Annotated in this window: 17 protein-coding genes and 2 pseudogenes; 15 read left to right on the top strand and 4 right to left on the bottom strand. The window is 57.2% G+C overall.

Annotated features, from left to right (window positions below):
• Positions 1–9 precede the first annotated feature (9 nt).
• From ACOYW1_RS15745 to ACOYW1_RS15725, 5 genes are all read left to right on the top strand, one after another.
• Positions 10–2,007 (top strand): SUMF1/EgtB/PvdO family nonheme iron enzyme, encoded by a 1,998-nt coding sequence (locus tag ACOYW1_RS15745; RefSeq protein ID WP_482423542.1) that lies wholly within the window; start codon positions 10–12, stop codon positions 2,005–2,007.
• Positions 1,899–2,168: a formylglycine-generating enzyme family protein gene (locus ACOYW1_RS15740; RefSeq protein WP_482423541.1), complete on the top strand. Its 270-nt coding sequence runs from the start codon at positions 1,899–1,901 to the stop codon at positions 2,166–2,168. Before ACOYW1_RS15745 ends, ACOYW1_RS15740 begins: the two co-directional genes overlap by 109 nt.
• A gap of 430 nt (positions 2,169–2,598) precedes the next feature.
• The gene (locus tag ACOYW1_RS15735; RefSeq protein ID WP_482423540.1) at positions 2,599–2,817 is read left to right on the top strand and encodes a hypothetical protein; all 219 of its coding nucleotides are present in this window, start codon (positions 2,599–2,601) and stop codon (positions 2,815–2,817) included.
• A 31-nt stretch (positions 2,818–2,848) separates the two neighbouring features.
• Positions 2,849–4,066, top strand: a complete 1,218-nt coding sequence (locus ACOYW1_RS15730) for a S1 RNA-binding domain-containing protein (protein WP_482423539.1) — start codon at positions 2,849–2,851, stop codon at positions 4,064–4,066.
• 95 nt (positions 4,067–4,161) lie between these two features.
• Complete coding sequence (locus ACOYW1_RS15725) at positions 4,162–4,941, top strand: nitroreductase family protein (RefSeq protein WP_482423538.1); 780 nt, start codon at positions 4,162–4,164, stop codon at positions 4,939–4,941.
• Between the two features lie 746 nt (positions 4,942–5,687).
• Here the strand turns inward: ACOYW1_RS15725 and elbB are convergent.
• Both elbB and ACOYW1_RS15715 read right to left on the bottom strand, forming a co-directional pair.
• Positions 5,688–6,347 carry an isoprenoid biosynthesis glyoxalase ElbB gene (gene elbB / locus ACOYW1_RS15720; RefSeq protein WP_482415751.1) on the bottom strand — a complete coding sequence of 220 codons (660 nt, stop codon included), beginning with the start codon at positions 6,345–6,347 and terminating at the stop codon, positions 5,688–5,690.
• A 240-nt stretch (positions 6,348–6,587) separates the two neighbouring features.
• Complete coding sequence (locus tag ACOYW1_RS15715; protein ID WP_482423537.1) at positions 6,588–6,950, bottom strand: NUDIX domain-containing protein; 363 nt, start codon at positions 6,948–6,950, stop codon at positions 6,588–6,590.
• Positions 6,951–7,147: 197 nt separating this feature from the next.
• Between ACOYW1_RS15715 and rsmG the strand changes: the two genes are divergently transcribed.
• The 6 genes and pseudogenes from rsmG to holA all read left to right on the top strand — a co-directional run bounded on the left by rsmG (position 7,148) and on the right by holA (position 14,686).
• Positions 7,148–7,837, top strand: coding sequence for a 16S rRNA (guanine(527)-N(7))-methyltransferase RsmG (rsmG, locus tag ACOYW1_RS15710; RefSeq protein WP_482423536.1), 690 nt, complete (start codon positions 7,148–7,150; stop codon positions 7,835–7,837).
• Positions 7,838–8,310: 473 nt separating this feature from the next.
• Positions 8,311–9,140, top strand: a pseudogene (locus ACOYW1_RS15705) (class I tRNA ligase family protein).
• Entirely contained in the window at positions 9,131–11,185 is a 2,055-nt protein-coding gene (gene ileS, locus ACOYW1_RS15700; protein ID WP_482423535.1) for an isoleucine--tRNA ligase, read from the top strand. Before ACOYW1_RS15705 ends, ileS begins: the two are co-directional and overlap by 10 nt.
• A gap of 900 nt (positions 11,186–12,085) precedes the next feature.
• Positions 12,086–12,583 carry a signal peptidase II gene (lspA, locus tag ACOYW1_RS15695; RefSeq protein ID WP_482423534.1) on the top strand — a complete coding sequence of 166 codons (498 nt, stop codon included), beginning with the start codon at positions 12,086–12,088 and terminating at the stop codon, positions 12,581–12,583.
• Positions 12,583–13,359, top strand: a complete 777-nt coding sequence (gene lgt / locus ACOYW1_RS15690) for a prolipoprotein diacylglyceryl transferase (RefSeq protein ID WP_482415756.1) — start codon at positions 12,583–12,585, stop codon at positions 13,357–13,359. Before lspA ends, lgt begins: the two co-directional genes overlap by 1 nt.
• Complete coding sequence (gene holA / locus ACOYW1_RS15685; RefSeq protein ID WP_482423533.1) at positions 13,352–14,686, top strand: DNA polymerase III subunit delta; 1,335 nt, start codon at positions 13,352–13,354, stop codon at positions 14,684–14,686. Before lgt ends, holA begins: the two co-directional genes overlap by 8 nt.
• Positions 14,687–15,271: 585 nt before the next feature.
• Here holA and ACOYW1_RS15680 read toward each other — a convergent pair.
• Complete coding sequence (locus ACOYW1_RS15680) at positions 15,272–15,790, bottom strand: O-acetyl-ADP-ribose deacetylase (RefSeq protein ID WP_482423532.1); 519 nt, start codon at positions 15,788–15,790, stop codon at positions 15,272–15,274.
• Between the two features lie 167 nt (positions 15,791–15,957).
• Between ACOYW1_RS15680 and ACOYW1_RS15675 the strand changes: the two genes are divergently transcribed.
• From ACOYW1_RS15675 to sppA, 4 genes are all read left to right on the top strand, one after another.
• Positions 15,958–16,791, top strand: a complete 834-nt coding sequence (locus ACOYW1_RS15675) for a cytidylate kinase family protein (protein WP_482415759.1) — start codon at positions 15,958–15,960, stop codon at positions 16,789–16,791.
• A gap of 319 nt (positions 16,792–17,110) precedes the next feature.
• A complete protein-coding gene (cmk, locus tag ACOYW1_RS15670; RefSeq protein ID WP_482423531.1) occupies positions 17,111–17,782 on the top strand; it encodes a (d)CMP kinase in 672 nt (223 codons plus the stop codon).
• Positions 17,783–17,886: 104 nt separating this feature from the next.
• The gene (locus ACOYW1_RS15665; RefSeq protein WP_180143487.1) at positions 17,887–19,686 is read left to right on the top strand and encodes a 30S ribosomal protein S1; all 1,800 of its coding nucleotides are present in this window, start codon (positions 17,887–17,889) and stop codon (positions 19,684–19,686) included.
• A gap of 578 nt (positions 19,687–20,264) precedes the next feature.
• Positions 20,265–21,158, top strand: coding sequence for a signal peptide peptidase SppA (gene sppA, locus ACOYW1_RS15660; RefSeq protein ID WP_482423530.1), 894 nt, complete (start codon positions 20,265–20,267; stop codon positions 21,156–21,158).
• Positions 21,159–21,418: 260 nt separating this feature from the next.
• Here the strand turns inward: sppA and ACOYW1_RS15655 are convergent.
• Positions 21,419–21,902 (bottom strand): annotated as a pseudogene (locus ACOYW1_RS15655) (L-threonylcarbamoyladenylate synthase).
• Positions 21,903–22,467 lie beyond the last annotated feature (565 nt).

Here is a 22,467-nt window from a genome sequence, read left to right as displayed (position 1 = left end):
AGAGAGACCATGGCGAGAGCAATCAGATCCGTTATTGTAATTTTTTTGACGGCAGTGTGGGCGGCAACTGCCCTGGCGGACGTGAAAACCTTTGATGAGCTGGAGCGGCGGCAGGGGGCGGTGGGGAGTTACAAAGCCCTGGTGATCGGTATCGACACCTACGCTGATTCGGTCATTGAGGGTTCGCCTGCCGCGGTGACCGGGGCTCGCCATGTGGCTGAAGCCCTTAAGGGCCGGGCAGGCTTCGACGTGAAGCTGCTGATAAATGAAGAGGCCGGTCGGACTTCGGTGATGCGCGAGTTCCGCGGGCTGGCCCGGGGCATGGGGATCAACGACAGCGTGTTGATCTATTTCTCCGGCTCCTCCCATACGGACAAGGCTTCACGAAAGGCGTGGTGGCTACCAAGCGATGCCCGGTCCGACGACGCGGCCACCTGGATCGCGGACCATGAGATCCAGGACGCGGTGAACACCATGAAGGCCCGCGATGTCCTGATCCTGTCGGACGCGGCCCTGGGGGACACCATGTTCGGGGCCACCCACCGGCTGGCATCCCGCCGGGACGGCGAGTACTACGTGGGCCTCTTTAACAAGCGCAGCCGCTGGGCCATGATATCAGGCAACACCCTGCCCGTGGCCGATGAAGGGGGGATCAGCGTCTTTGCACGCGGCGTGGCCACGGCCCTTTCGTCCAAAGGGCCGTGCCTGACCACCATGGAGATGTTCAGCGGCATGAAAAAAGAGCTGCGCGCCTCCGGGGTATTGCCACCCCGTTGCCGATCCATTCGCAATACTGGGGACCAGGGCGGAGAATTTGTCTTTTTGCTTGCCGCACCGGCGGCCCCTGCCCCTGTGGTGGTGAAGGCACCGCGCGTCGTCAAGCCCAAACCGGCGCCTGTGGCCGTGGTCAAGCTGGTTCCTCCCAAGCCGAAGCGCACCCCCCCGGAAGGGCGGCTCAAGGTGTCGGCCAACATCAACGGGGCCGAGCTTTATATCGACGGGAAAAAGCAGGGCACGACTCCGGTGGGTGATATTACCCTGAAGCCCGGAACCCATGAGGTGAGCCTGAGCAAAGAGGGCTACCTGGCCTGGAACGGCACCGTGGACATTCAGCGGGGCAAGGAGCGCAGTCTGAACGCCACCCTGACCAAGGAACCCCCAAAAAAGGGGCGGCTCTTTATTAAGGTGAGGCCCAAGGGCGCCTCGGTCCAGGTGGATGGAGCCTCTTTCAAGAGTGGTGCCGCCATCAGCGCCGGAACCCACACCGTCAAGGTGAGCGCGCCCCTGTTCAAGACCGGCAAGGCCAAGGCCGTGGTTTCATCAGGCAAGGACGCCTGGGTGGAGGTGTTTCTGACGCCCCGTGACGAGTTCAAAGGGGAGTGGGGGCGCTTTGTTTACATCGAGCCGGGCTCCTTTACCATGGGGAGTCCAGACACCGAGGCAAGGCGCAAGGCAGACGAGAACGCCCACGCCGTAACCCTTACCCACGGTTTTTTTATGCAGGACAAGGAAGTCACCCTGGCCCAGTGGCAGGCCTTTGTGGATGACTCCGGGTACAAAAGCGAGGCCGAGACGGCCGGCGGTGCCTTTGTTCTGGAAGATTACATCTGGACCCAGAGCCGGGAGTATTCCTGGAAGAATCCCGGGTTCCCCCAAGGGGACGATCACCCCGTAACAGGGCTCACCTGTGCCGATATCGAGGCGTACCTGAAGTGGATCAACGGCCGATCCAGAAACGCCTACCGCCTGCCCACCGAGGCGGAGTGGGAGTACGCGGCCCGTGCCGGCGGGACGTCTGCGTTTTCGTCCGGAGAGTGCCTGGGGTTGGTAATAGCGCCAATGTGGACGCCAACGCCAGCTGGGGGGGGTGCCCGGCCGGGGCCGCCTCCAGCGGCACCATGCCCGTGGGAAGCTTTGAGCCCAACGCCTGGGGCCTTTACGACATGCATGGCAACGTGGCGGAGTGGTGCGGGGACTGGTACGGTCGCTACCCGCGAAAGGCTGTGAAAAATCCGAAAGGGGCCCCTTCCGGCACGAACCGCGTGGTGCGAGGTGGCGGTTGGGCGACCTATGCCTACAACGCCCGGTGTGCCAAGCGGGAAGCCTCGGATCCGTCCCGCGGCTGCAGCGAAGTGGGCATGCGCCTTGTGGTGGAGGTCCCGAAATAACCCTGGAGGGTCGGGGGTGTTCCGGGGCGAGTCTGGGGTGTTTGCTTTGCCGACCCGGCCGCGCGGGTGCCCCGGCAAGGAATCCCTGCTGAGGATAGGCTTGAATACCACGGGGTTTCTGCATTCGGACCGAGTGAAAAAGGGTGGCGTATTTGATGAATACAGTTTATAGATGAGCTGTTGACGGCATTTCGGCCGTGGCATGCCCCTTTTCACCAGGAAAACACGGGCGGGGCCATGCAAGGAGCGGGGATTTTCTCAGCCCATGCCGAAATGGTGTCGTGTGCTGCGTCTTTTTGGCTCGTACCTCCTGGGTTAACAGGGGAGAGCCCTTCAACAGCAACGGAGTGAGGCGCCGGCACAACGCAGGTAATCAACAGTCAGATACCGGGTGAACCAGATCCCCCCGCCAGGGGGCATGTCGGAGAGTATGATGAACGACAAGGGTGATATGGGCGTTCCTGAAGAGGAGAGCTTTGAGGCGTTGCTGGATGCGTATGGCGACGGATTGGGTGAGGAGCTGAAAAGCGGTGACAAGGTGGACGCAAAGGTGATCTCCATCGGAGAGAGCAGCGTTTACGTAGACACCGGAACAAAAAGCGATGGCGTTGTGGACCGCATGGAACTCACCACGAAGACGGTGAACTGACCGTCGGGGTCGGTGACATGAGGTCCTTTATGTGGTCAGCGCCAACGAAAGTGAGGTGGTCCTCTCCAAGCAGATGTCCGGGGCCGGAACCATGGAGATGCTCTTTGATGCTTTTGCGGCAAAGACACCGGTGGAAGGGAAGGTCAACGAACAGATCAAGGGTGGCTTTTCCGTCTCCCTCATGGGCAAGCGGGCCTTCTGTCCCGTAAGCCAGATCGATACCTCCTTTGTTGAAAGCGGCGAGGAGTTCGTGGGCAAGAGCTTTCCTTTTCTCGTGACCCGCATCGAAGGGGAGGGCAAAAACATCGTCATCTCCAGGCGCAAGCTTCTGGAGGCAGAACTCGAAGAGGTTCGTGCCGCATTCCTCAAAGACCTTTCCGAGGGCGATACCGTGGAAGCCAAGGTGATCAAACTGATGCCCTACGGTGCTTTCATGGAACTCCATGCCGGAGTGGAGGGCATGGCCCACATCTCCGAGCTCTCCTGGAGTCGTGTGCAGTCCTGTGAAGAGGCGGTGACCGTGGGAGACACTCTCCCTGTTAAGGTCCTGAAGATCGATGCTGTGGAGGGCAAAAACGCTCCCCGTATCGCCCTGTCCGTGAAGCAGGCGTCCCAGGATCCCTGGGAGCTGGCCGGAGAGACCTTCCGCGTGGGTGAGCAGTTCAGCGGCAAGGTCGTGCGCCTTGCACCCTTCGGAGCCTTTGTGGAAGTGGCCCCCGGCACCGAAGGCTTGGTCCACGTCAGCGAGATGAGCTACACCAAACGAATTTTAAAGCCCGAGGACGCCGTGTCCCAGGGGGAGACCGTTCAGGTGGTGGTCAAGGCCATCGACCTGGAGAAAAAACGCCTTTCCCTTTCCATGCGCGACGCCCACGGAGATCCCTGGCAGGGCGCGGCCCTGAAATACCCCGTGGGGTCCAAGGTTCAGGGCACCGTGGAGAAGAAAGAGAGCTACGGCATCTTCGTGAAGCTGGAGCCCGGGGTAACCGGGCTGCTGCCCAAGTCCAAGTTGGCTGAAGCCGCGGACGCCGCAACCCTGAGCGCCGCCAAGCCCGGTGCCGAGGTCACCCTCCTCGTGGAGGCCGTGGACGAAGAGAAGCGCCGCATTACCCTGGTTTCCACCGAAGCCGCCGACGGAGCATCCAACTGGAAAGGCTATGTGGAAAAGCCCAAGGCCAAATCCGACGCGGCCATGGGTACCATGGGCGAGAGCTTCTCATGCGGCGATGAAGAAGTAGCGCAAGCATAAAGGCAAACACGACTGTTTTTTACCGAATTTTCGTACATCCGGGCGATGGAAGGGCGAGCCCCTTCCATCGCCTGTTTTTGTCTGGAGGAGGGATTGTGAAAGCATCGTTTATGGAGATTATTCGCGAGCGGCGAAGCGTGAGGGCCTTTGAGGCCCGTCCCGTGGAAAAAAAGACGAAGGAACTCATCATGGAAGCTGCCCTGAGGAGCCCCTCGTCACGGAGCCTCAACCCCTGGCAGTTTGTGGTGGTTCAGGATGAAAAAAAACGGGAGGCCCTCGCCGGGGTCAAGCCCCACGGCGGCGGGTTCCTTGCCAAGGCCCCCCTGGCCATCGCCATTGTGGCAGACCCGGAGCGCTGCGACGTGTGGGTGGAAGATACCGCCATCGCCGCCACTTACATCCAGCTTGCCGCAGAATCCCTGGGCCTGAAAAGCTGCTGGTGCCAGATCCGCCTGAGGGAGGACGGCAAAGGCGGCATGGCCGCTGACCGCGTCCGGGAAATCCTCTCCATCCCGGACGGCCTTGAAGTGGCCTCCATCATCGGCATCGGCTACCCCGCCGAAGAGAAACCAGGACACCTGCAAAGCGAACTGGATTACGGCAAGGTTCACGACGAGGGATTTAATAAAAAAGCATGCCTCCGGCGGCAAGGGGCTGAGCCCCTTGACCCCAGGTTCGGGAATAATGTTCTTTCGCCTTCGTTCCTCAGGCTCATCCCATTACCTGACGGGCTACGCCCGTGTTGTGGTTTTCATTCTTCGGGGGGCTTCTTGAAAATTGGAGCGCCGCACTCCGGTGGCGGTTTGGGAGGGTGTCGGTGCTCATGCCGCACGAAGTGCGGCGCACCAAGGCTGCGGTGGTTCGGAGGACGGTAGGTGCTTGTGGCTGGGAGCCCGGTGGCTTCCTTCAATTTGTACCCATCGCGTATGGTTTGCCCTCTGCCATGGCATACTACAGTGACTGTGGAGCGCCGCACTCCGGTGCGGCTCTTTGGGAGGGTGTCGCCGTTCATGCCGCACGGAGTGCGGCGCTCCAAGGCTGCGGGGGTTCGGAGGAGCGGTAGGTGCTTGTGGCTGGGAGCCCGGTGGCTTCCTTCAATTTGTACCCATCGCGTATGGTTTGCCCTCTGCCATGGCATACTACAGTGACTGTGGAGCGCCGCACTCCGGTGCGGCTTTTTGGGAGGGTGTCGCTGTTCATGCCGCACGGAGTGCGGCGCTCCAAGGCTGCGGGGGTTCGGAGGGGCGTTAGGATATTATGAGTGGATGTCCGGTGGCTTCCTTCAATTTTTACCCATCGCGTATGGTTTGCCCTCTGCCATGGCATGCCCCATTGAACATGGAGCGCCGCACTCCAGTGCGGCTTTTTGGGAGGGTGTCGTTGCTCATGCCGCACGAAGTGCGGCGCTCCAAGGTAACAGATGTTTGGTTTGTTATTGGGATAGATGGATGGCCCGTCGTATGGCCGTTTCATCTACGGGCGCAGCCCGTCAGCACATGTGATCGACCTGAGGAACGAAGGTCGGGAGCATGTGCGACCCTGGGGTGCAGGGGATTTATCCCCTGCCCGCCGGAGGCATGCTTTTAACCTTTAACCTTTAGCCTATAACCTCTATCCTCTCTCACCCTTTAGTCATGGAGATGACCTGGTTGACGAGTTTTTCGATGCCCGGGGCGATATCGGCAATGCCCGGTCCACACATGTAGGCGGGGGTGGTGACGAGTTTGTTGGCTTCGTCAATGCAGATACCGTCCACGGGTTGGGCTTCGTGGGATGCGCCGAAGGCTTTCAGGTTCTCAATGGTGGCGGCGTCGTCCCCGATGGTAACCGTGGGGCTGTGTGCGTCCAGGGCCTTGGCAAGGACAACCGGGGCGATGCAGATGGCTCCGATGGGTTTTCCTGCGGTGTAAAAGGCGCGGATGAGCATGGTCACGTCGTGGCGTACCTCAAGGTCGGCTCCCTTTTCCCCGTAGTTGCTGAGGTTTTTGATGGGGCCTGCGCCTCCGGGGATGATGAGGGCGTCGAGGTTCTCGACGTTGACATCGGTGATGGGGCGGATTTTTCCCCGTGCGATGCGGCCGGCCTCGGCAAGGACCTGCCTTTTTTCCCCGGTGGTTTCGCCCTTGGGGTGGTTGACGGTTTCGGTCTGGGTCATCTCAGGAGCCATGCAGACGGCCGTGGCCCCGGCCTTGTCGATGAACAGGAGGGAGAGGACGGATTCGTGGATTTCCGAGCCGTCCATGTTGCCGCAACCTGAAAGAAGAACACCTATTTTTTTCATCACTACCTCCAGTGGCTGTTCAAGGATTGAGAAGGCCTGCGCCCTCTCCGGGGACAACCTGGTTGAAATGCGTGGTCTACATGGGTATGGTATCGCTTCCGGTGAACCGACTGCCCTTGGGCGCACCGGCGGGTAATGCCGCGGTTCGTCTACGATGACGCATCGTTATCAACGCCAAAAAGCGTTGTGTCGGGAACCCCGTTTTTGTGGCTGAAATAGTCCGCCAGGATGCGCCCGTGGTCAAAGACAATGGGCTCCGGCAGGTTGTCCGGGGCAAAGACCCGGGCTTCGGCCGCGTCGTCGCCCCCCACCGGGGTGCTTGTGGCCGTGGCAAGGAAGATTACCGCAGGAACGGTGTGGTGTCACGAGTACCATGCAGGGGTCCGAGTAGGTATGGAACTGGCGGACAAGGGTGACGTCAAGGCCTGTCTCTTCCAGTGCTTCGCGCTTTGCGGCGTGCTCCACGGATTCGCCGTAGTCCACGAACCCCCCGGGCAAGGCCCAGCCGTGGGGCGGATTTTTTCGCCTGATCAGCACGATGCCCCCCGGTGTCTCAATGATGGCGTCCACGGTGAGAAATGGGTTTCTGGGGTGCTCTTTCATGGTGCGTCGCTGCCTCGCGGGGTGGGGTTTTCGTTTGATTTCGGATGATTGATGGTATGGAAGCTTCCTGCGTCCTTGCCATACATTCCATGGACAGGCGCCGTTCCCTGTCAACCGTAAATCAATGGCTGGCGGCACGTATGAACCGGGCCTGAATATGAACAGATTATTTTTGATAGACAATAAGAGAGAAGGACATGGCTGGAATAGACGATAGATGGACGGCTCAGGTCGTGAAGGGGGCAGGGCGCCTGGGCGTGGAACTCGGCTCGGAAGCGGCGGGCCTTTTGGCGGCCTATGCTGCAGAGCTTTTGGCCTGGAACCGGAAGTGCAACCTCACGGCCATCACCGATCCCATGGAGGTGGCGGAAAAGCACATGGTGGACGCCCTTGCCGTGATGCCGTACATCCCCAAGGGCTCCCGGCTTCTGGATATCGGTTCCGGGGGCGGCTTCCCGGGGATTCCGGCCCGCATTGCGGACCCCACCCTTTCCGTGACCCTGGTGGACGCGGTTCGAAAAAAGGTGAGTTTTTTAAAGCACGCGGCGCGGACCTTGAAACTCAGCGGCGTGGAGGCCATCCATGCACGTGCCGAAGAGCTTAGCGAGGAAGAGGGCCGGGGGCAGGGCTATGATGTGGTGACTTCCCGGGCCTTTTCGGCCATGGATGTCTTTGTGCCCATGGCCCTTCCTTTCTTAAAACCCGGAGGGCGCATCATTGCCATGAAGGGCAAGGGCTTTGAAGAGGACCTTGAAAACCTCAAGGCCTGCGAAGCCGATTTTGCTGCCCGGGGGATTTCCCTTGCCACGGAGATGATCCGCTACGAGCTTCCTTTTTGCGGGGCACAGCGGGCTCTGTTCGTGATTACTATGAGCGACCTTCTTTAGACGCATTTAGATTTTACCTCCGGCGGCCCTGCGGGAGGGCAAGCTTCTGAAAAGTTTGCCAAACAGGTTTGTTTTTTAGGGCGTCGCAATCGTCCATAGTCCCTCTCATTTTTTTGTTTTTCAGGGCGCCTCTCTTCAGTCCCGCAGGGGCTGAAGAGAAGCGCCTTGATTACCCGGAACGTTTTTGCGGAGCTTTTTTCAAAAAGCGACCCGCCGGAGGCAACTGATTTGTTAAATGCGTTGGCCCTTTAAATGGGGTAATCCCATTGACATTGGGCGGTAGTATGCCATAAAGTTGGTGGTTATTTTGATGTGACAGCCCCGAAACGTGGGTTTCGGGGCCTTGTTTGCTGCATATTTCCATGCAGGAAGCCCTGCAGGCCCCTTAGGAAAAAGGGCGGTACCAAAGGAAGGGACGTACGGTGTCCTTCGTCCTTTTTCGTGCCGTTTTGTTTTTTTATCAGGGCCGGGCGATGCATGGTGCGTTTCATTTCATGAAGACCAAAGTATATCTTGGTGCGACTAAGAAGTTCCACACGCTGGAGGAGATAATGGATTACAAGAAAACGCTGAACCTGCCACAGACGCGGTTCGCCATGAAGGCCAACCTGCCGACCAAAGAGCCTCAGCAGCTCAAGGCGTGGGAGGAGAGCGGACTCTATGCAAAAATCAGGGAAGAGTCCAAGGGTCGTGAACAGTTTATTCTGCATGACGGCCCTCCGTATGCGAACGGTAACCTTCATATCGGACACGCCCTGAACAAAATCCTCAAGGATATTATTATCCGCTCCAAGCAGATGGATGGTTTTGACGTGCCCTACGTGCCCGGCTGGGATTGCCACGGCCTTCCCATCGAGCACAACGTCGACGAGACTTCGACTACAAGAAAAAAGAGATGTCCAAGGCGGACATCCGCCGGAAGTGCCGCGAGTATGCGGGTAACTTCGTGAACATCCAGCGCGAGGAGTTCAAGCGTTTCGGTGTCATGGGTGAGTGGGAAGACCCCTACCTGACCATGAACTACCCCTTTGAGGCGCGCATCGCCAAGGAGTGCGGTGAATTTGCCGCCAACGGCGATATGTTCATCGGCAAAAAGCCCATCTACTGGTGCTGCAGCTGCCAGACCGCCCTTGCCGAAGCCGAGATCGAGTACGCGGAACACACCTCCCCGTCCATCTTCGTGAAGTTTCCCCTCAAGGGCGACGCCGGGGATATCGACGCCTCCCTTCCGGGAAAAAGGTCTCTTTTGTTATCTGGACCACCACTCCCTGGACGATCCCTGCAAACCTTGCGGTGTGCCTGAACGGTGAGTTCACCTACGCCTTTGTGGAAACCGACGGCGAGGTGATGGTGGTGGCCAAGGATCTCCTCGAAGGGCTCATGACTTCCTTCGGTAAAGAGTCTTACTCCGTCCTTTACGAGACCGACGGTGCTTCCCTTGAAAACAAGGTGTGCCGCCACCCCTTCATCGACAGGGATTCCGTGATCATCCTGGGAGACCACGTCACCCTGGAAGCCGGTACCGGCTGCGTGCACACCGCCCCCGGCCACGGTGCCGACGACTACATCACCGGCCTTAAGTACGGCCTGGAGCCCTACTCACCCGTGGGCAACAACGGGTGCTACACCGAGGAAGTCGGGGAAGAGTTCGAAGGGAAATTCATCTTCAAGGCCAACGCCGAGCTCATCGAAAAGATGGATGCCTGCGGCGCCCTGGTGAAGCACAACGAGATGAGCCACTCCTATCCCCACTGCTGGCGCTGCAAAAAGCCGGTGATCTTCCGGGCAACGCCCCAGTGGTTCCTCTCCATGGACAACACCGGCCTGCGTGAAAAGGCCCTGGCCGAGATCGACAAGGTGGAGTGGATTCCTTCCTGGGGCCGTGAGCGCATCCACGGGATGATCGCAAACCGCCCGGACTGGTGCCTCTCCCGTCAGCGTTCCTGGGGTGTTCCCATCCCCGTGTTCTACTGCGAGAAGTGCGGTGAGGTCCATGCCGATCAGGCGTCCGTGGATAAGATTTACGAACATTTCAAAGAGCACGGCGCAGACATCTGGTTCGAAAAAGAGGCGGCGGACCTGCTTCCCGAAGGCACCGTGTGCACCAAGTGCGGTCACGGCACCTTCACCAAGGACACCAACATCCTGGACGTCTGGTTTGACTCCGGGGTCACGCACTCTGCTGTCCTGAACGACCGTGACGGGCTCAGGCGCCCTGCGGATCTCTACCTTGAGGGTTCCGACCAGCACCGCGGGTGGTTTCACAGCTCCCTGCTCACCAGCGTGGGCAAAACCGGTAAAGCGCCTTACAAGGCGGTTCTTACCCACGGGTTCGTTGTGGACGCCAAGGGACACAAGATGTCCAAGTCCGTGGGCAACGTTGTTGCCCCCAAAGAGGTGATCAACAAGTACGGCGCGGAAGTGCTGCGTTTGTGGGTGGCATCCACGGATTACCGGGACGATGTGCGCATCTCCGACAACATCCTGAAGCAGCTCAGCGACGCCTACCGCAAGATCAGGAACTCCTGCCGTTACATGCTGGGGAACCTGAGCGGGTTCAATCCGGACACCGACCGGGTGGCCTACGAGGACCTCCGGGACATCGACCGGTTCACCCTGGCCCGCCTGGCCGCCCTCATCGAGCGGGTGAACAAGGCCTACGAGACCTATGAGTTCCACACCATCTACCACAGCCTCAACAACTTCTGCACGGTGGACCTCTCCAGCTTCTACTTTGACATCGTTCGCGATGCCCTTTACGTGGAAGGCACGGATTCTGTTGTGAGAAGAGGTGTTCAGACGGTGCTCTTCGATCTCGTGGACGCCATTGTCCGCATGATGGCTCCCATCCTCTGCTTCACCGCCGAGGAGATCTGGGGGCACGTGCCCGATTTCGAAGGCAAGAAAGAGAGTGTGCACCTCATGGCAGGTGCCGAGCCCAAGGCCGACTGGAAGAACGAGGCCATCATCGAGCGCTGGGAGCACCTGGTGACCCTGCGCGACGAGATGAACAAGGCCCTTGAAAAGGCCCGAAGCGAAAAGCTCATCGGCCAGAACCTCGACGCGGCAGTCACCGTGACAGCTAAAGGTGAGACCCTGGCGTTCCTTGAAAGCTTTGCAGAGGAGCTTAAGCAGGTGCTTATCGTCTCCGACTTCACCCTGGCAGAGGGCGACGCCCCGGAAGGCGCCTTTGTGAGTGAGGAGGTGGAAGGCCTTGCCGTTCAGGTTGCCTCCGCTGCGGGCGACAAATGCGAGCGATGCTGGACCTGGAGCCCCTCCGTGGGCGAAGACGGCGAACGGCCCACCCTGTGCAGCCGCTGCCGCGGGATCCTTGACCGCACCGCCTAAAGCGTATAGCTAATAGAGGGGCTGGTGGCATGTAGCGTGCCCCTGCCAGGTTTGCACATGTGCGGTATTATGCAGGGCTGAGAGAAAAAGCAAAAAGCAATGCCTCCGGCGGGCAGGGGATAAATCCCCTGCACCCCAGGTTTGCAAATGCTCCGTCCCTTCGTTCCTCAGGGGCGTCACATTTGCTGACGGGTATTCAAGGAAGTACCCCATTCGCCGGAAAATACGGCACGCCTGTTATACCGAACGGGTAGGAATAATTCAGGTCAGCGGTTGGTTGGAAATGGTGCACGGAGTGCACCCTACGGGTGTCCCGGGTGGATACAATCTAGTTAGAACCCTGTCGGATGGGCACGGATATAACCGCCCACGCCGGGGGACTGGTGTCCGGCATCAGAGCTCTTGTGATTATCATTGTTGCGGGTAGCCCGATGAAAGATGGGCACGCTTCGCGCTTTGCCCATCCTACATGATCGTGGACGAATAACAATGATGGTGGTGGCTTAGAAGGGCGACGCTCTGGCCACACTGAATGGGTGGAAACAGCTCAGGCCGGTGCTTGGTTGAAAATGGTTCACGGAGTGCATACACCCTACGGGCCGAAGTATTTCGACATATTTCTTGATGCCCGTCTATGGGGTGCTGATCCTTCCCGAATCAACCCGTACCGATGCGATGACCGCAGCGCGTAGAGTGCACATGGACCAGAGACGACCCCGTGAGCATGCGAGATGTTGATGCACAGGGTCGGACAACCTGCGGCGCCACCCACGGGCGTAGCCCATCAGGGAATGGGAAGGGCCTGAGGGACGAAGGCACGGAGCATTCCCGATTTCGGGGGTCCAGGGGATCATCCCCGGCCGCCGGAGGCACGATTTTAATTACTGAAAGGACAATTGGATGACATGGTTTAAGCAAAAATGGCCCCGGCTTTTGCTGGTGGCCGGGTTGGTGGTGCTTCTGGATCAGCTCTCCAAGCAGCTGGTGTTGCACTCCATGCCCGTGGGCAGCGGGTTTCCTCTGATCGACGGCTTTTTCGACATTGTCCATGTGAGGAACCCGGGCGGGGCCTTTGGGTTTCTCTCCGGCCAGAGCCAGTCGGTGCGGGAGTTTTTCTTCCTCTTTGTGACCGGCGTTGCCACCATTTTCATTCTGTGGGTATACAACACCATTCCCGAAACCCACCGGGTCCTTTCGTCGGGTCTTGCCATGGTGTTCGGCGGGGCCGTGGGAAACCTCATCGACCGGCTTCGGTTCGGCAACGTGGTGGACTTTATCGACTGGTACATTGGCGACATGCACTGGCCTGCCTTTAACCTGGCCGACAGCGCCATCTGTATCGGGGTGGGGATTCTCATTTTCCATATCCTTTTCAATCGCATGCCTGAGGAGAATTGATGCATCCGGTACTCTTTAAAATCGGTCCGGTGGTGGTTCACACCTATGGGTTGATGATGGCCCTGGCGTTTCTCGCGGCCATGGTGATTTCCAAACGCGAGGCCAGGGTGTTCGGCGAAGATCCCGACAAGATCGCCGATTTGATTTTTTATATTTTGCTCTGGGGGGTGATCGGTGCCCGGTTGTTTTATGTTGCCGTGAACCTCTCCTGGTTTGCCGCCCATCCCCTTGACGTGGTGAAGGTGTGGGAAGGCGGCCTTGTGTTTTACGGCGGGTTCATCGGCGGCCTGGGCGCGGCGCTTTATTGTGTGCGCAAGCGGCAGATCCCTTTCTGGAAGAGCTTCGATATCCTGACCCCGGCCCTTCCCTTTGGCCATTTTTTAGGGCGCATCGGGTGCTTCAACGCCGGGTGCTGTTACGGCAAGGTGTGTGACCTGCCCTGGGCCGTGACCTTTACGAACCCCGATTCCCTGGCGCCCCTTCACACCCCGCTTCATCCTACCCAGCTCTACGAGTCCCTTGCCAACCTGGCCCTGTTCGGGGTGATCATGGCGGTGCGCAAGAAAAAGCGGTTCGAAGGGCAGCTTTTCTGGGGATATGTGGTGGCCTACGGCGTGATCCGTTTTCTTCTGGAGTTTGCCCGGGGGGATGAACGGGGATCGTATCTGTTGGGTCTTTCACCGGCCCAGCAGGTGGGCGTTCTCTTGTGCCTTTCGGGAGTGGTGATGCTCTTTGTCCTTTCCAGGCGGGGGCGCAGGGAGGTGGTTCGTGGCTGAGCTGGCGCATAATACCCTTCAAAAGGGGCTGGCCAAGGCATCGGACTCTCCTGTCTGGCTGATTTACGGGGAAGAGTTCCTTGTGGACCGGTCCCTGAAGGCCCTTGTGGGGACCCTGCTTCCCGGTGGTCTGGGGGATTCCTGCTGCGAAGTGGTGGAAGGCGATGCCGAACTTCGGGATGCCCTGGAGCAGGTGTCTACGTTTTCCCTTTTTTCCAGCGGCAAGGTGGTGGTGATTCGGGACTCCCACATCTTTTATGCCAAAAAAGGGGAGAACAAGGAGCTTGCCAAGATCACCAAGGCCTTTGAAGAGGGCAAGATGAAGCTTGCTGCCCGGCGCCTTGCCCAGCTGCTCTCCAAGCTGAAGCTTCAGTTCAAGCACCTCTCCATGCCCAAAGGGTTGGACAAGCTCAAGGCCCTCTCCGAAGACGGCCAGGTGCCTCCCTGGGTGGGTGAAGTGGCGGCCTGGGCCGAAGCCAACAAAGCGGTGGTCCCCGAGCCCATGGACGACCAGAGCCTTGTGGAGCGTGCCATCCGCGCCGGGCTTCCCGCAGGGCATTACCTGGTGCTCACCACGGACCAGGCCGATAAGCGCAAGAGCCTTTTTAAGGCCTTTAAAGAGTGCGGCAGTATCGTGGACTGCTCGGCCCCCAAGGGGGAGCGCAAGGCCGACAAAGATCAGCAGGCCAAGATCATCGATGAAACCGTCAAGGCGGTGCTCTCCCGGTACGGGAAAAAGATGGAACCCCGTGCGGTGAAGTACCTTGTGGAGATGGTGGGTTTTGACTTAAGGGCCCTTGTGGGGGATGTGGAAAAGCTCTGCTCCTTTGTGGGGGACAATCCGTCCATCACCTACGACGACGCACGGCGCATCGCCAAAAAGACCAGGCAGGACCCCATCTATGAACTCACCGGCGCCATCTCCGAGCGCAACGGCCGGACAGCCCTTGCCTGTGTCCGCAACCTCCTTGCCAACGAGACCCACCCCCTTCAGGTGCTGGCCGCCCTGGTGAACCAGGTGCGCCGTCTTCTGCTGGCCCGGGCGTTTCTGGAGAGCCGTGAGGGCCGCTCCCTTGGTGGGCTCAGGGACTACAACCAGTTTCGTGCCAGCGGCATCAACGCCGTGAAAGCCGCCGACGAGATCATGGGGGGCCGGGTGGAGGCGTGGCAGGCATCGTTGGGCCTGTCCAAAAAAAAGAGCGATCTGCTGCTTAACCGCGGCGGGAGCCCGTACCCCCTGTTCTTCTCCTGCAGAACGCAGCCAGGTTTTCCATGGCCGAGCTCACCACCATCCACTCGCTTCTTGCTGACTGCGACCGCACCATGAAAAGCAGCCCCGAAGACCCCACCGTGCTTCTTGATCGCATTATCCTGCGGATCTGTACCCGGGAGACGTAACCCCGGTTCGCACATGCTCCGTACCCTCGTTCCTCGGGTGCGTCACATGTGCTGACGGGCTTCGCCCGTTGAGGTCTCGGGCAAAGCCGAAATTGGCCAAGCCGCATTGGAGCGCCGCACTCCAGTGCGGCTTTTTCATTTCGTTCCCAGGCTCTGCCTCCCCACATCCTAATGATTTAAATTTTCAACCATTGACGAGCGCTTGAGCGCAATCACGCCATGGCTCCATCCATGGTCATGCTGGAACGCCTTCACGGCATCTTGCAGGGCAATGGCTCAGACCTTTATCAATCAGGGAGAATGTGGGACCACACGTCATCCCGTAGGGTGCGCTTGCGCACCATTGCCTTTGCAAGCCAATACCGCTTGCCGTTCAAGCAAGGGGGCGATACCGCCATCACCCTTTTTCTGTCTGCGGGTTCGGTTTATCGGCGGTGCGCAAGCGCACCCTACCGTCGCTTGCCTCGTTTTTTATCGGAACGCAGCAATATCTCGAATGAAGAGTGTCGGAGATTCAAAGTGTTTCAAGGTGTTTCGTGTATACCTTGACATGCGCATCGGAAAAGAGCGCGAACACCACCTGTTCGATATCCGGGTACCGATTCAGCGCTTCAACTGTTTCTCGCAGGGCAATGGCGCAGGCCTCCTCCACGGGGTATCGGTACACCCCGCAGCTGATGGCCGGAAAGGCGATGGAGGAGAGCCCGTGTTCGGCGGTTAGCGTGAAACTGTTTTTGTAGCAGGCGGCAAGGAGGTCGGGATCGCTTGGGTTGTTGCTGTAGACAGGGCCCACGGTGTGGATGACGTGCCGGGCAGGGAGGCGGTAGCCTTTGGTGATTTTGGCCTCGCCCGTAGGGCAGCCCCCGAGGGTTTTGCATTCAGCCAGGAGCTCCGGGCCTGCGACCCGGTGGATGGCGCCGTCTACGCCCCCTCCGCCGAGCAGGGAGTTGTTGGCGGCGTTGACAATGGCATCCACATCAAGGGTGGTGATATCTGCTTGCCTGATAGCGATTTTTTGCGTAACATTTTTCATGGAAGTGCCTCGATTGGATAGGGTTCGTGATGGTTTTCAAGTGTAGGCAACCCTGTTCTGAAAGGCAAGGGTAGGAATTCGAATGGGATTGTCCCCGGGAGGTTCCTTCCGGCGGTAGGGCGTTTCTGTAACTGCCGGGACTTCCGAGGCTTTCGAAAGGGGATGCCATGACCGTGATTACCGTATCCAGGCAGGTAGGGAGCCATGGCGGCACCATCGCCGCGCGGCTCGCCGAAGAGAAGGGTTACCAACTTTTCAACAAGGAACGATTTCACCGTGAGGCCGAGGGGTTTGACGGTCATTTTTCCCGGGAGGTGGAGGCTCTGACCAACGAGAGCCCGCCCAAGCTGTTTGAAAAGTTGTTCCACAACCATTGCGTGTACGGCAATATCATCGCCGCCATGGTGTATGAAGCGGCGGCAGCAGACCACGTGGTGGTGGTGGGCAGGGGAGGGCAGTTTATTCTTGAGGGGCTTAAGTGCGTTCTCAATGTGCGCGTGGTCTCGCCCGTCGAAGAGCGGATCCGCAACTACGCCGGGTTCAAGGGTATTGAGATCGGCATGGCCGGGGACATCATCAAGGCCTCGGACCGTGAGCGCAGCTCCTTTATCAAATACCTCCACAACCGGAACATCGCAGACCCGGATATCTACGACCTGATTATCAACACCCGGGTGGTCTCCAAAGACATGGCGGTAAGGCTTATTCATGAGACAGCCGAAGAGCTGAGCCGGCTTCATCCGGTGACAGCTGAGATCAAGATGGAGTTCCGGCAGATGGCCATCTGCAAGCGGGCGGAGCTGATGCTGATGATGGAGATGGGCGAATCCAACGCCGTAAAGGTGTCCCCTTGTGAAAGCGGCAAGGTGATGCTCACCGGCTATCTTCCCACCGAGGGAGAACGGATTTCTGCGGAAAACATCGTCCGGAGCGTCAAGGGGATCCACAAGGTGGATAACCGTATTGTGGTGTCCCAGTTTCCTGTGCGGCCCTGGTATTGATGGCGCGGGTGTCGGTATGACGGGTTGTATTGTTATGGCTGTAGATTGATTTCTGGCTGTATCGCATTTGGGGCTCACGCCGCGTCCGAAGGGCTTCCGGGGCCGTGAGGGGTGTGAGGTGTGGCTGTGACCAGAAAAATTCTGCGGGGCAGGGGCTACTTTTTTTTCCCGTTTTCACATATACAGGTGCTGCAACAGCAACGCATGATTCATTTCGGGCGGCATCGCAGGGAGGTGGCCCCTCTCTGCTTCGGACCTGCAGACAAGGCCAAGGGCGCATGTGTCGTCGGGGATACGATCCAACCAACAGGAAGAGATTTTGAAAAAAGAACTGGTTATTACGATTGACGGGCCATCCGGTGCCGGCAAGACAACGGTGAGTAAGACGCTGGCAGCCAGGATCGGCTACCGATACATTGATACCGGGGCCCTTTATCGCGGGATTGCCCTTGAAACACTGGAACGTGGGATTACAGCCGACGACGAGAAGGCCATGGAGGAGGCGTGCCGGACCATCGACCTTCGGTTCAGGATCGAAGACGGCGAGCTTCGCCTCTACTCCGGTTCGCGGGATATCTCAGAGTTGATCCGCACTCCGGAGATCTCCATGCGCGCTTCGGCCGTGTCTGCCCTTGCGCCGGTACGTGCCTGGCGGTTCCGCTACGGCAACCTGGGGGAGGAGCGCTCGGTGGTGTTCGAGGGGCGGGACATGGGGACCGTGGTGTTTCCCGAGGCAGATGTGAAGTTTTTTCTTGATGCCGACACCGATATCCGTGCAGAACGCCGCTATCTTGAATTGAAGGCCCGGGGGGAAGACCTGGACTACGAAGAGGTGAAGCGGGACCTGATCACGCGGGACGCCAACGACAGCAGTCGCAAGCTGGCTCCGCTCAAGCCCGCGGAGGATGCCATCCATGTGGACGCAAGCCGCATCGGCGTAGACGAAGTGGTGGAAAAGATGGCAAAGGTTGTGGCTGAGATAAGAGCATAATTTTTCGTTGAATTTTTTTGAACCAACTGATATGTTGACCCGGATTACGCTCTCATTCATAACCGGTGGGGGCGTAAAATACATTGTTTAGGGGGTTAATATTAATGTCATTCAGTACAAACGAAACCAAGGGTAATAGGGAAGTGAAAACAGATCTTTTTGGTGATGCAATCGACGGTAATCTTACCACAGACGGGGAAGAGAGTTACGAGGATTTTCTCAAACTTTATGAGGAGAGCTTCAAATCTTTTTCCGAAGGCGAACTCGCAATTGGTAAGATCATTGCCGTAGACAAAGATTACGTCCTTGTTGATGTCGGATACAAATCCGAAGGTCTCATTTCCATCCACGAATTCAAAAATGAGAACGGCGAAGTTAACGTTGCCATTGGCGATGAAGTGGAGGTCATGGTTGAGCTTTGGGACGAAGAGGAAGAGCGTGTTGTCCTCTCCAAAGACAAAGCGGCCAAGATCAAGGTATGGGAGAAGATCAAAGAGATCTACGACGCAGAAGGCACCGTGGAAGGTGTTATCGCCAGCCGCGTCAAGGGTGGCTTCTCCGTCGACGTTGGACTTCAGGCTTTCCTTCCCGGGTCCCAGGCCGACCTGCGACCCATCCGCAATCTCGACGAGATGGTTGGCAAGACCTATACCTTCAAGGTTCTCAAGTACAACAGAAAACGCAGCAACATCGTCCTCTCCCGCAGGGTTATCCTTGAGGAAGAGCGTGAAAAGACCCGTTCCAAAACCCTCGAGACCATCGAGGAAGGAAAGGTCATGGACGGCGTTGTCAAGAACATCACCGAGTACGGTGTCTTCGTGGACCTCGGCGGCGTGGACGGTCTCCTCCACATCACCGATATCTCCTGGGGCCGTGTCAAGCATCCTTCCGAGCTCTTCTCCGTTGGTGACAATATCACCGTGAAGATCCTCTCCTTCGATCTTGAGAAGGAGCGTGTCTCCCTGGGTATGAAGCAGCTTTCCGAGGATCCCTGGGCATCTGCCGCAGAGAAGTACCCCGTGGGCTCCAAAGTGGGCGGTCGCGTGGTCAGCCTCACCGATTACGGTGTATTCGTTGAGCTCGAAGAGGGCATCGAAGGCCTCGTTCACGTGTCTGAAATGTCCTGGACCCGAAAGATCCGTCACCCTTCCAAGATCATCTCCGTGGGCGAAGAGATCGAGGCCATTGTCCTCGACATCAAGCCCGACAACCGCCGTATCTCTCTGGGTATGAAGCAGGTTGCGGAGAACCCCTGGGAGGTCATCAGTGACAAGTATCCCGTGGGTACCATCATCGAAGGCAAGATCAAGAACATCACCGACTTCGGTCTCTTCATCGGCATCGACGACGAGATCGACGGCCTGGTCCACATCTCAGATATCTCTTGGACCAAGCGCATCAAGCACCCCTCCGAAGTTTACAAGAAGGGCGATGTGGTGCAGGCGGTTGTTCTGGATATCGACAAGCAGAGCGAGCGTTTCTCCCTCGGCATCAAGCAGATCCAAGAAGATCCCTGGAAGAGCGTTGGCGAGCGTTACGCCGTGGGCACCGAGATCAACGGTACCGTGACCAATGTGACCGACTTCGGCGTGTTTGTTGAGCTGGAAGAGGGCATCGAAGGTCTGGTTCACGTTTCCGAGATCAGCAAAGAGAAGATCAAGACCCCCGTTGGTACCTACAACGTGGGCGACTCTCTGGTTGCCAAGGTGATGAATATCAACAGTGACGAGCGTCGTATCGGTCTCTCCATCAAGCGTCTCGAGATGGAAGACGACAAGGCGATTCTGAGCGAATACATTAGCAACTCCAAGAAGCCCACTTCTGACTTCGGCGAGATCCTCCGTGAAAACCTGGCGGATCAGCTGAAAGGCGAAGAAGAAGGCGGTGATGACGCTGCTGAGTAGGCATATCCCATACGATTTGCCTGCAGGCTTTCTAAGGAGGGCCTGATAAAAGTGTGAATAATGCCCCGGTCATGACGTGAGTCTTTCCGGGGCATTTTTTTTATCTGGCACAACGCCCGGCGGCCGATTCTTTCGGGTTTTGAGGTTTTGGTAGGGCCGGCCGCCGGGTAACTGAAATTAAGGGCAGGACTCAGAGATTTTGGTGTGTTTGTCGGGCTTGGTCATTGTTTGGGCCAACAGAGTGTTATTGATGATACGGTCCCAAAAGGCCGGCAGTCCGTAGGGTGACTCTGGCGAGCCGTCCAGGTCGCCCAAGGTTTCTATTTTACTAAGGCGTTCGGAGTATGGCGGGTTTTGATTTTGGTGCGCGGAGTGCATCCTAATATGATTGCCTGTGTGTCGATGATTTATCCCTTATTCAAAATTCGATGCGCTTGGGTGCCGAGGTTTAGGTAGGGTGCGCCGTGCGCACCGCCGAGTGGCCGAAACCAAGCGCAGAGCTCTGGAATTGACGTGTGTCGATTTTTTAGAATTATTATCACCCTTATAATGCTCTTTTTATAGCAAAAGGTGAAACTATGTTTTCAAGACGTCATCCGATTCTGTTTTTTATCCTGATGTTGACCGGGATGTTTTCTGCGACCATTGTTGTGATCAGCGTAGCGGTGATGATTTCCCTGGCCCCCGAGGCGCCTGTGTTGGAGGAGGGGGTGGGGGTGGTGGAAATCACAGGCGTGATTTCCGACTCCCAGCAGGTGCTGGATGACCTGAAATATTTTCGAGATGCCGACGAGGTTAAGGCCATCGTTGTAAGGATTAATTCCCCCGGTGGCGGGGTTGGTCCGTCCCAGGAGATCTATCGCTCCCTCATGAGGACTCGTGAGCTCAAGCCGGTCATTACCTCCATGGGTGGCGTAGCCGCATCTGGCGGCTATTACGCTGCCGCCGCCACAGATGGCATCGTGGCCAATTCCGGGACGATCACCGGGAGCATAGGGGTCATTATGGGCTATACCAATTTTCGTCAAATTTTGGACAAAATTGGCCTTGAACCCGTGGTTTTCAAAAGCGGTGACATGAAGGATGCCGGATCCCCCACCCGTGAGATGACCGAACAAGAGAGAGCCTATCTCCAGAAACTCGTCACGTCCCTTCATACCCAGTTCGTGCGTGACGTGGCCCAAGCCAGGGAACTTGAAGTGCCCGAGGTGTCCAAGCTTGCCGACGGCCGTATCTACACAGGTGAAGAGGCGCTGGCGCTTGGCCTCGTGGACCGCCTCGGTAATCTCGAAGATGCCCTGGAATGGGCCGCAGAGCTTGGGGGGCTCGAAGGTGATCCCGAGGCCCTCTATCCCCCGCGTCCCAAAGAGAAGATGATCGATTATCTTCTTGATAACGCGGCGGTGCGGATTTCATCTGCGCTTCAGCCGTCGGAAATGGGGCGTGCGTTTTTGTATAGGATGGGGAATTAAAACAGGTTATAGAATCTCAGCGAATAGGTGATAGAAGGGAAGGTGCTGGACTGGTAATTTACCACGGATGAGTCTGACGTTGGTGAAAGCAGGCGGATAACTTGGTTTTATACATTTAATCTGTTCTTTGTTAGTCGTAGGGTGCACTTCACGTTTCAGACCATCAAAGGGAAAAGGCTTTCAATTGCCCCCAAAGGTACCCTGTATTTGACGGGATTGAATTCAGGTAAGAGCATGCACCCTGCTGACATATAGACTATCTATTCAAACATCGACACATCCCCAGCGCCTTCCCGGATGACCTCAGGCTCATCATCCGAAATCGAAATCACGCTGGAATCTACCTCCGGCACATCCCCCCCATCAATGACGATATCCACCAAGTGGCCAAATGTATCGTCAATCATCCAGGCATTGTTAAGAATCTCCTCATCAGGAAGCCCTGCCGACGTGGACAGGATCGGGTTTCCAGTTCCTGATAATCTCCATGCATATTGGGTTGTCAGGAACCCGGATGCCCGCAGTCTTGCGCTTGGTAAGCATCATTTTTGGGACCAGCTTTGTGCCTTCCAGAATGAATGTATATGGCCCCGGCAGAAGCTTTTTCAACATCCGGTACGCATAGTTAAAAAGTATTTTTGCATAGTCACTGATATCTTTCAGGTTTGAACAGATAAAGCTGAAGGGCTTGCTCTTGTCCCTCTGTTTTAGAAGGTAGACCTTCTCAATGGCCTTTTTGTTCATGATGTCACAGCCGATACCGTAGTGGGTGTCGGTTGGGTAGGCGATAAGCCACTTTCAAGCAGTCCACGACTTGGGAGCGTTTACGGGGTTGTGGGTTCATTGGGTTGATGGTCAGGATCATTGCGATGCTCGCCTTTACGGAAATAGAATAAATTCGCTTTGTGAAATTTTTCATTTGTGGACAACTCATTAGTTGATTAGGATAAGTCCTCGCTCTTGTCAAAACAATAAATAAAAGGTGTTGGTGACGTTCTTTTTTTTGTGGCTCGGTGGCTCGAAATATCCAGTGACTGAAGTTGCTTCGTGATATTCGGAAAATGTCGTTTTGGTTTGTGTATACAATGATTGCGAATGTGTCGTTTGTCTCAGAAATTCAACCAGCTGGTTGTGTGGGTGTGATATGTATATGCTCTGCAATGCCGGCTGCCTTTTAGCCCGCTTTTGATAATGGTAATTGGGAAGGTATAACTGTTGACATTGGCTTCCCCGAGAAGTAGTGTCATGACGATTTAAAACTCAAGCAGACTCAGGTAACTGCCGATGTTTCTTTAGTCTACCCCACCGA

The sequence above is a fragment of the Desulfoluna sp. CYM3A genome (assembly GCF_056829965.1).
Note: the sequence above shows the minus strand (reverse complement) of the source record. Positions and strands in the feature narration are given on the sequence as shown.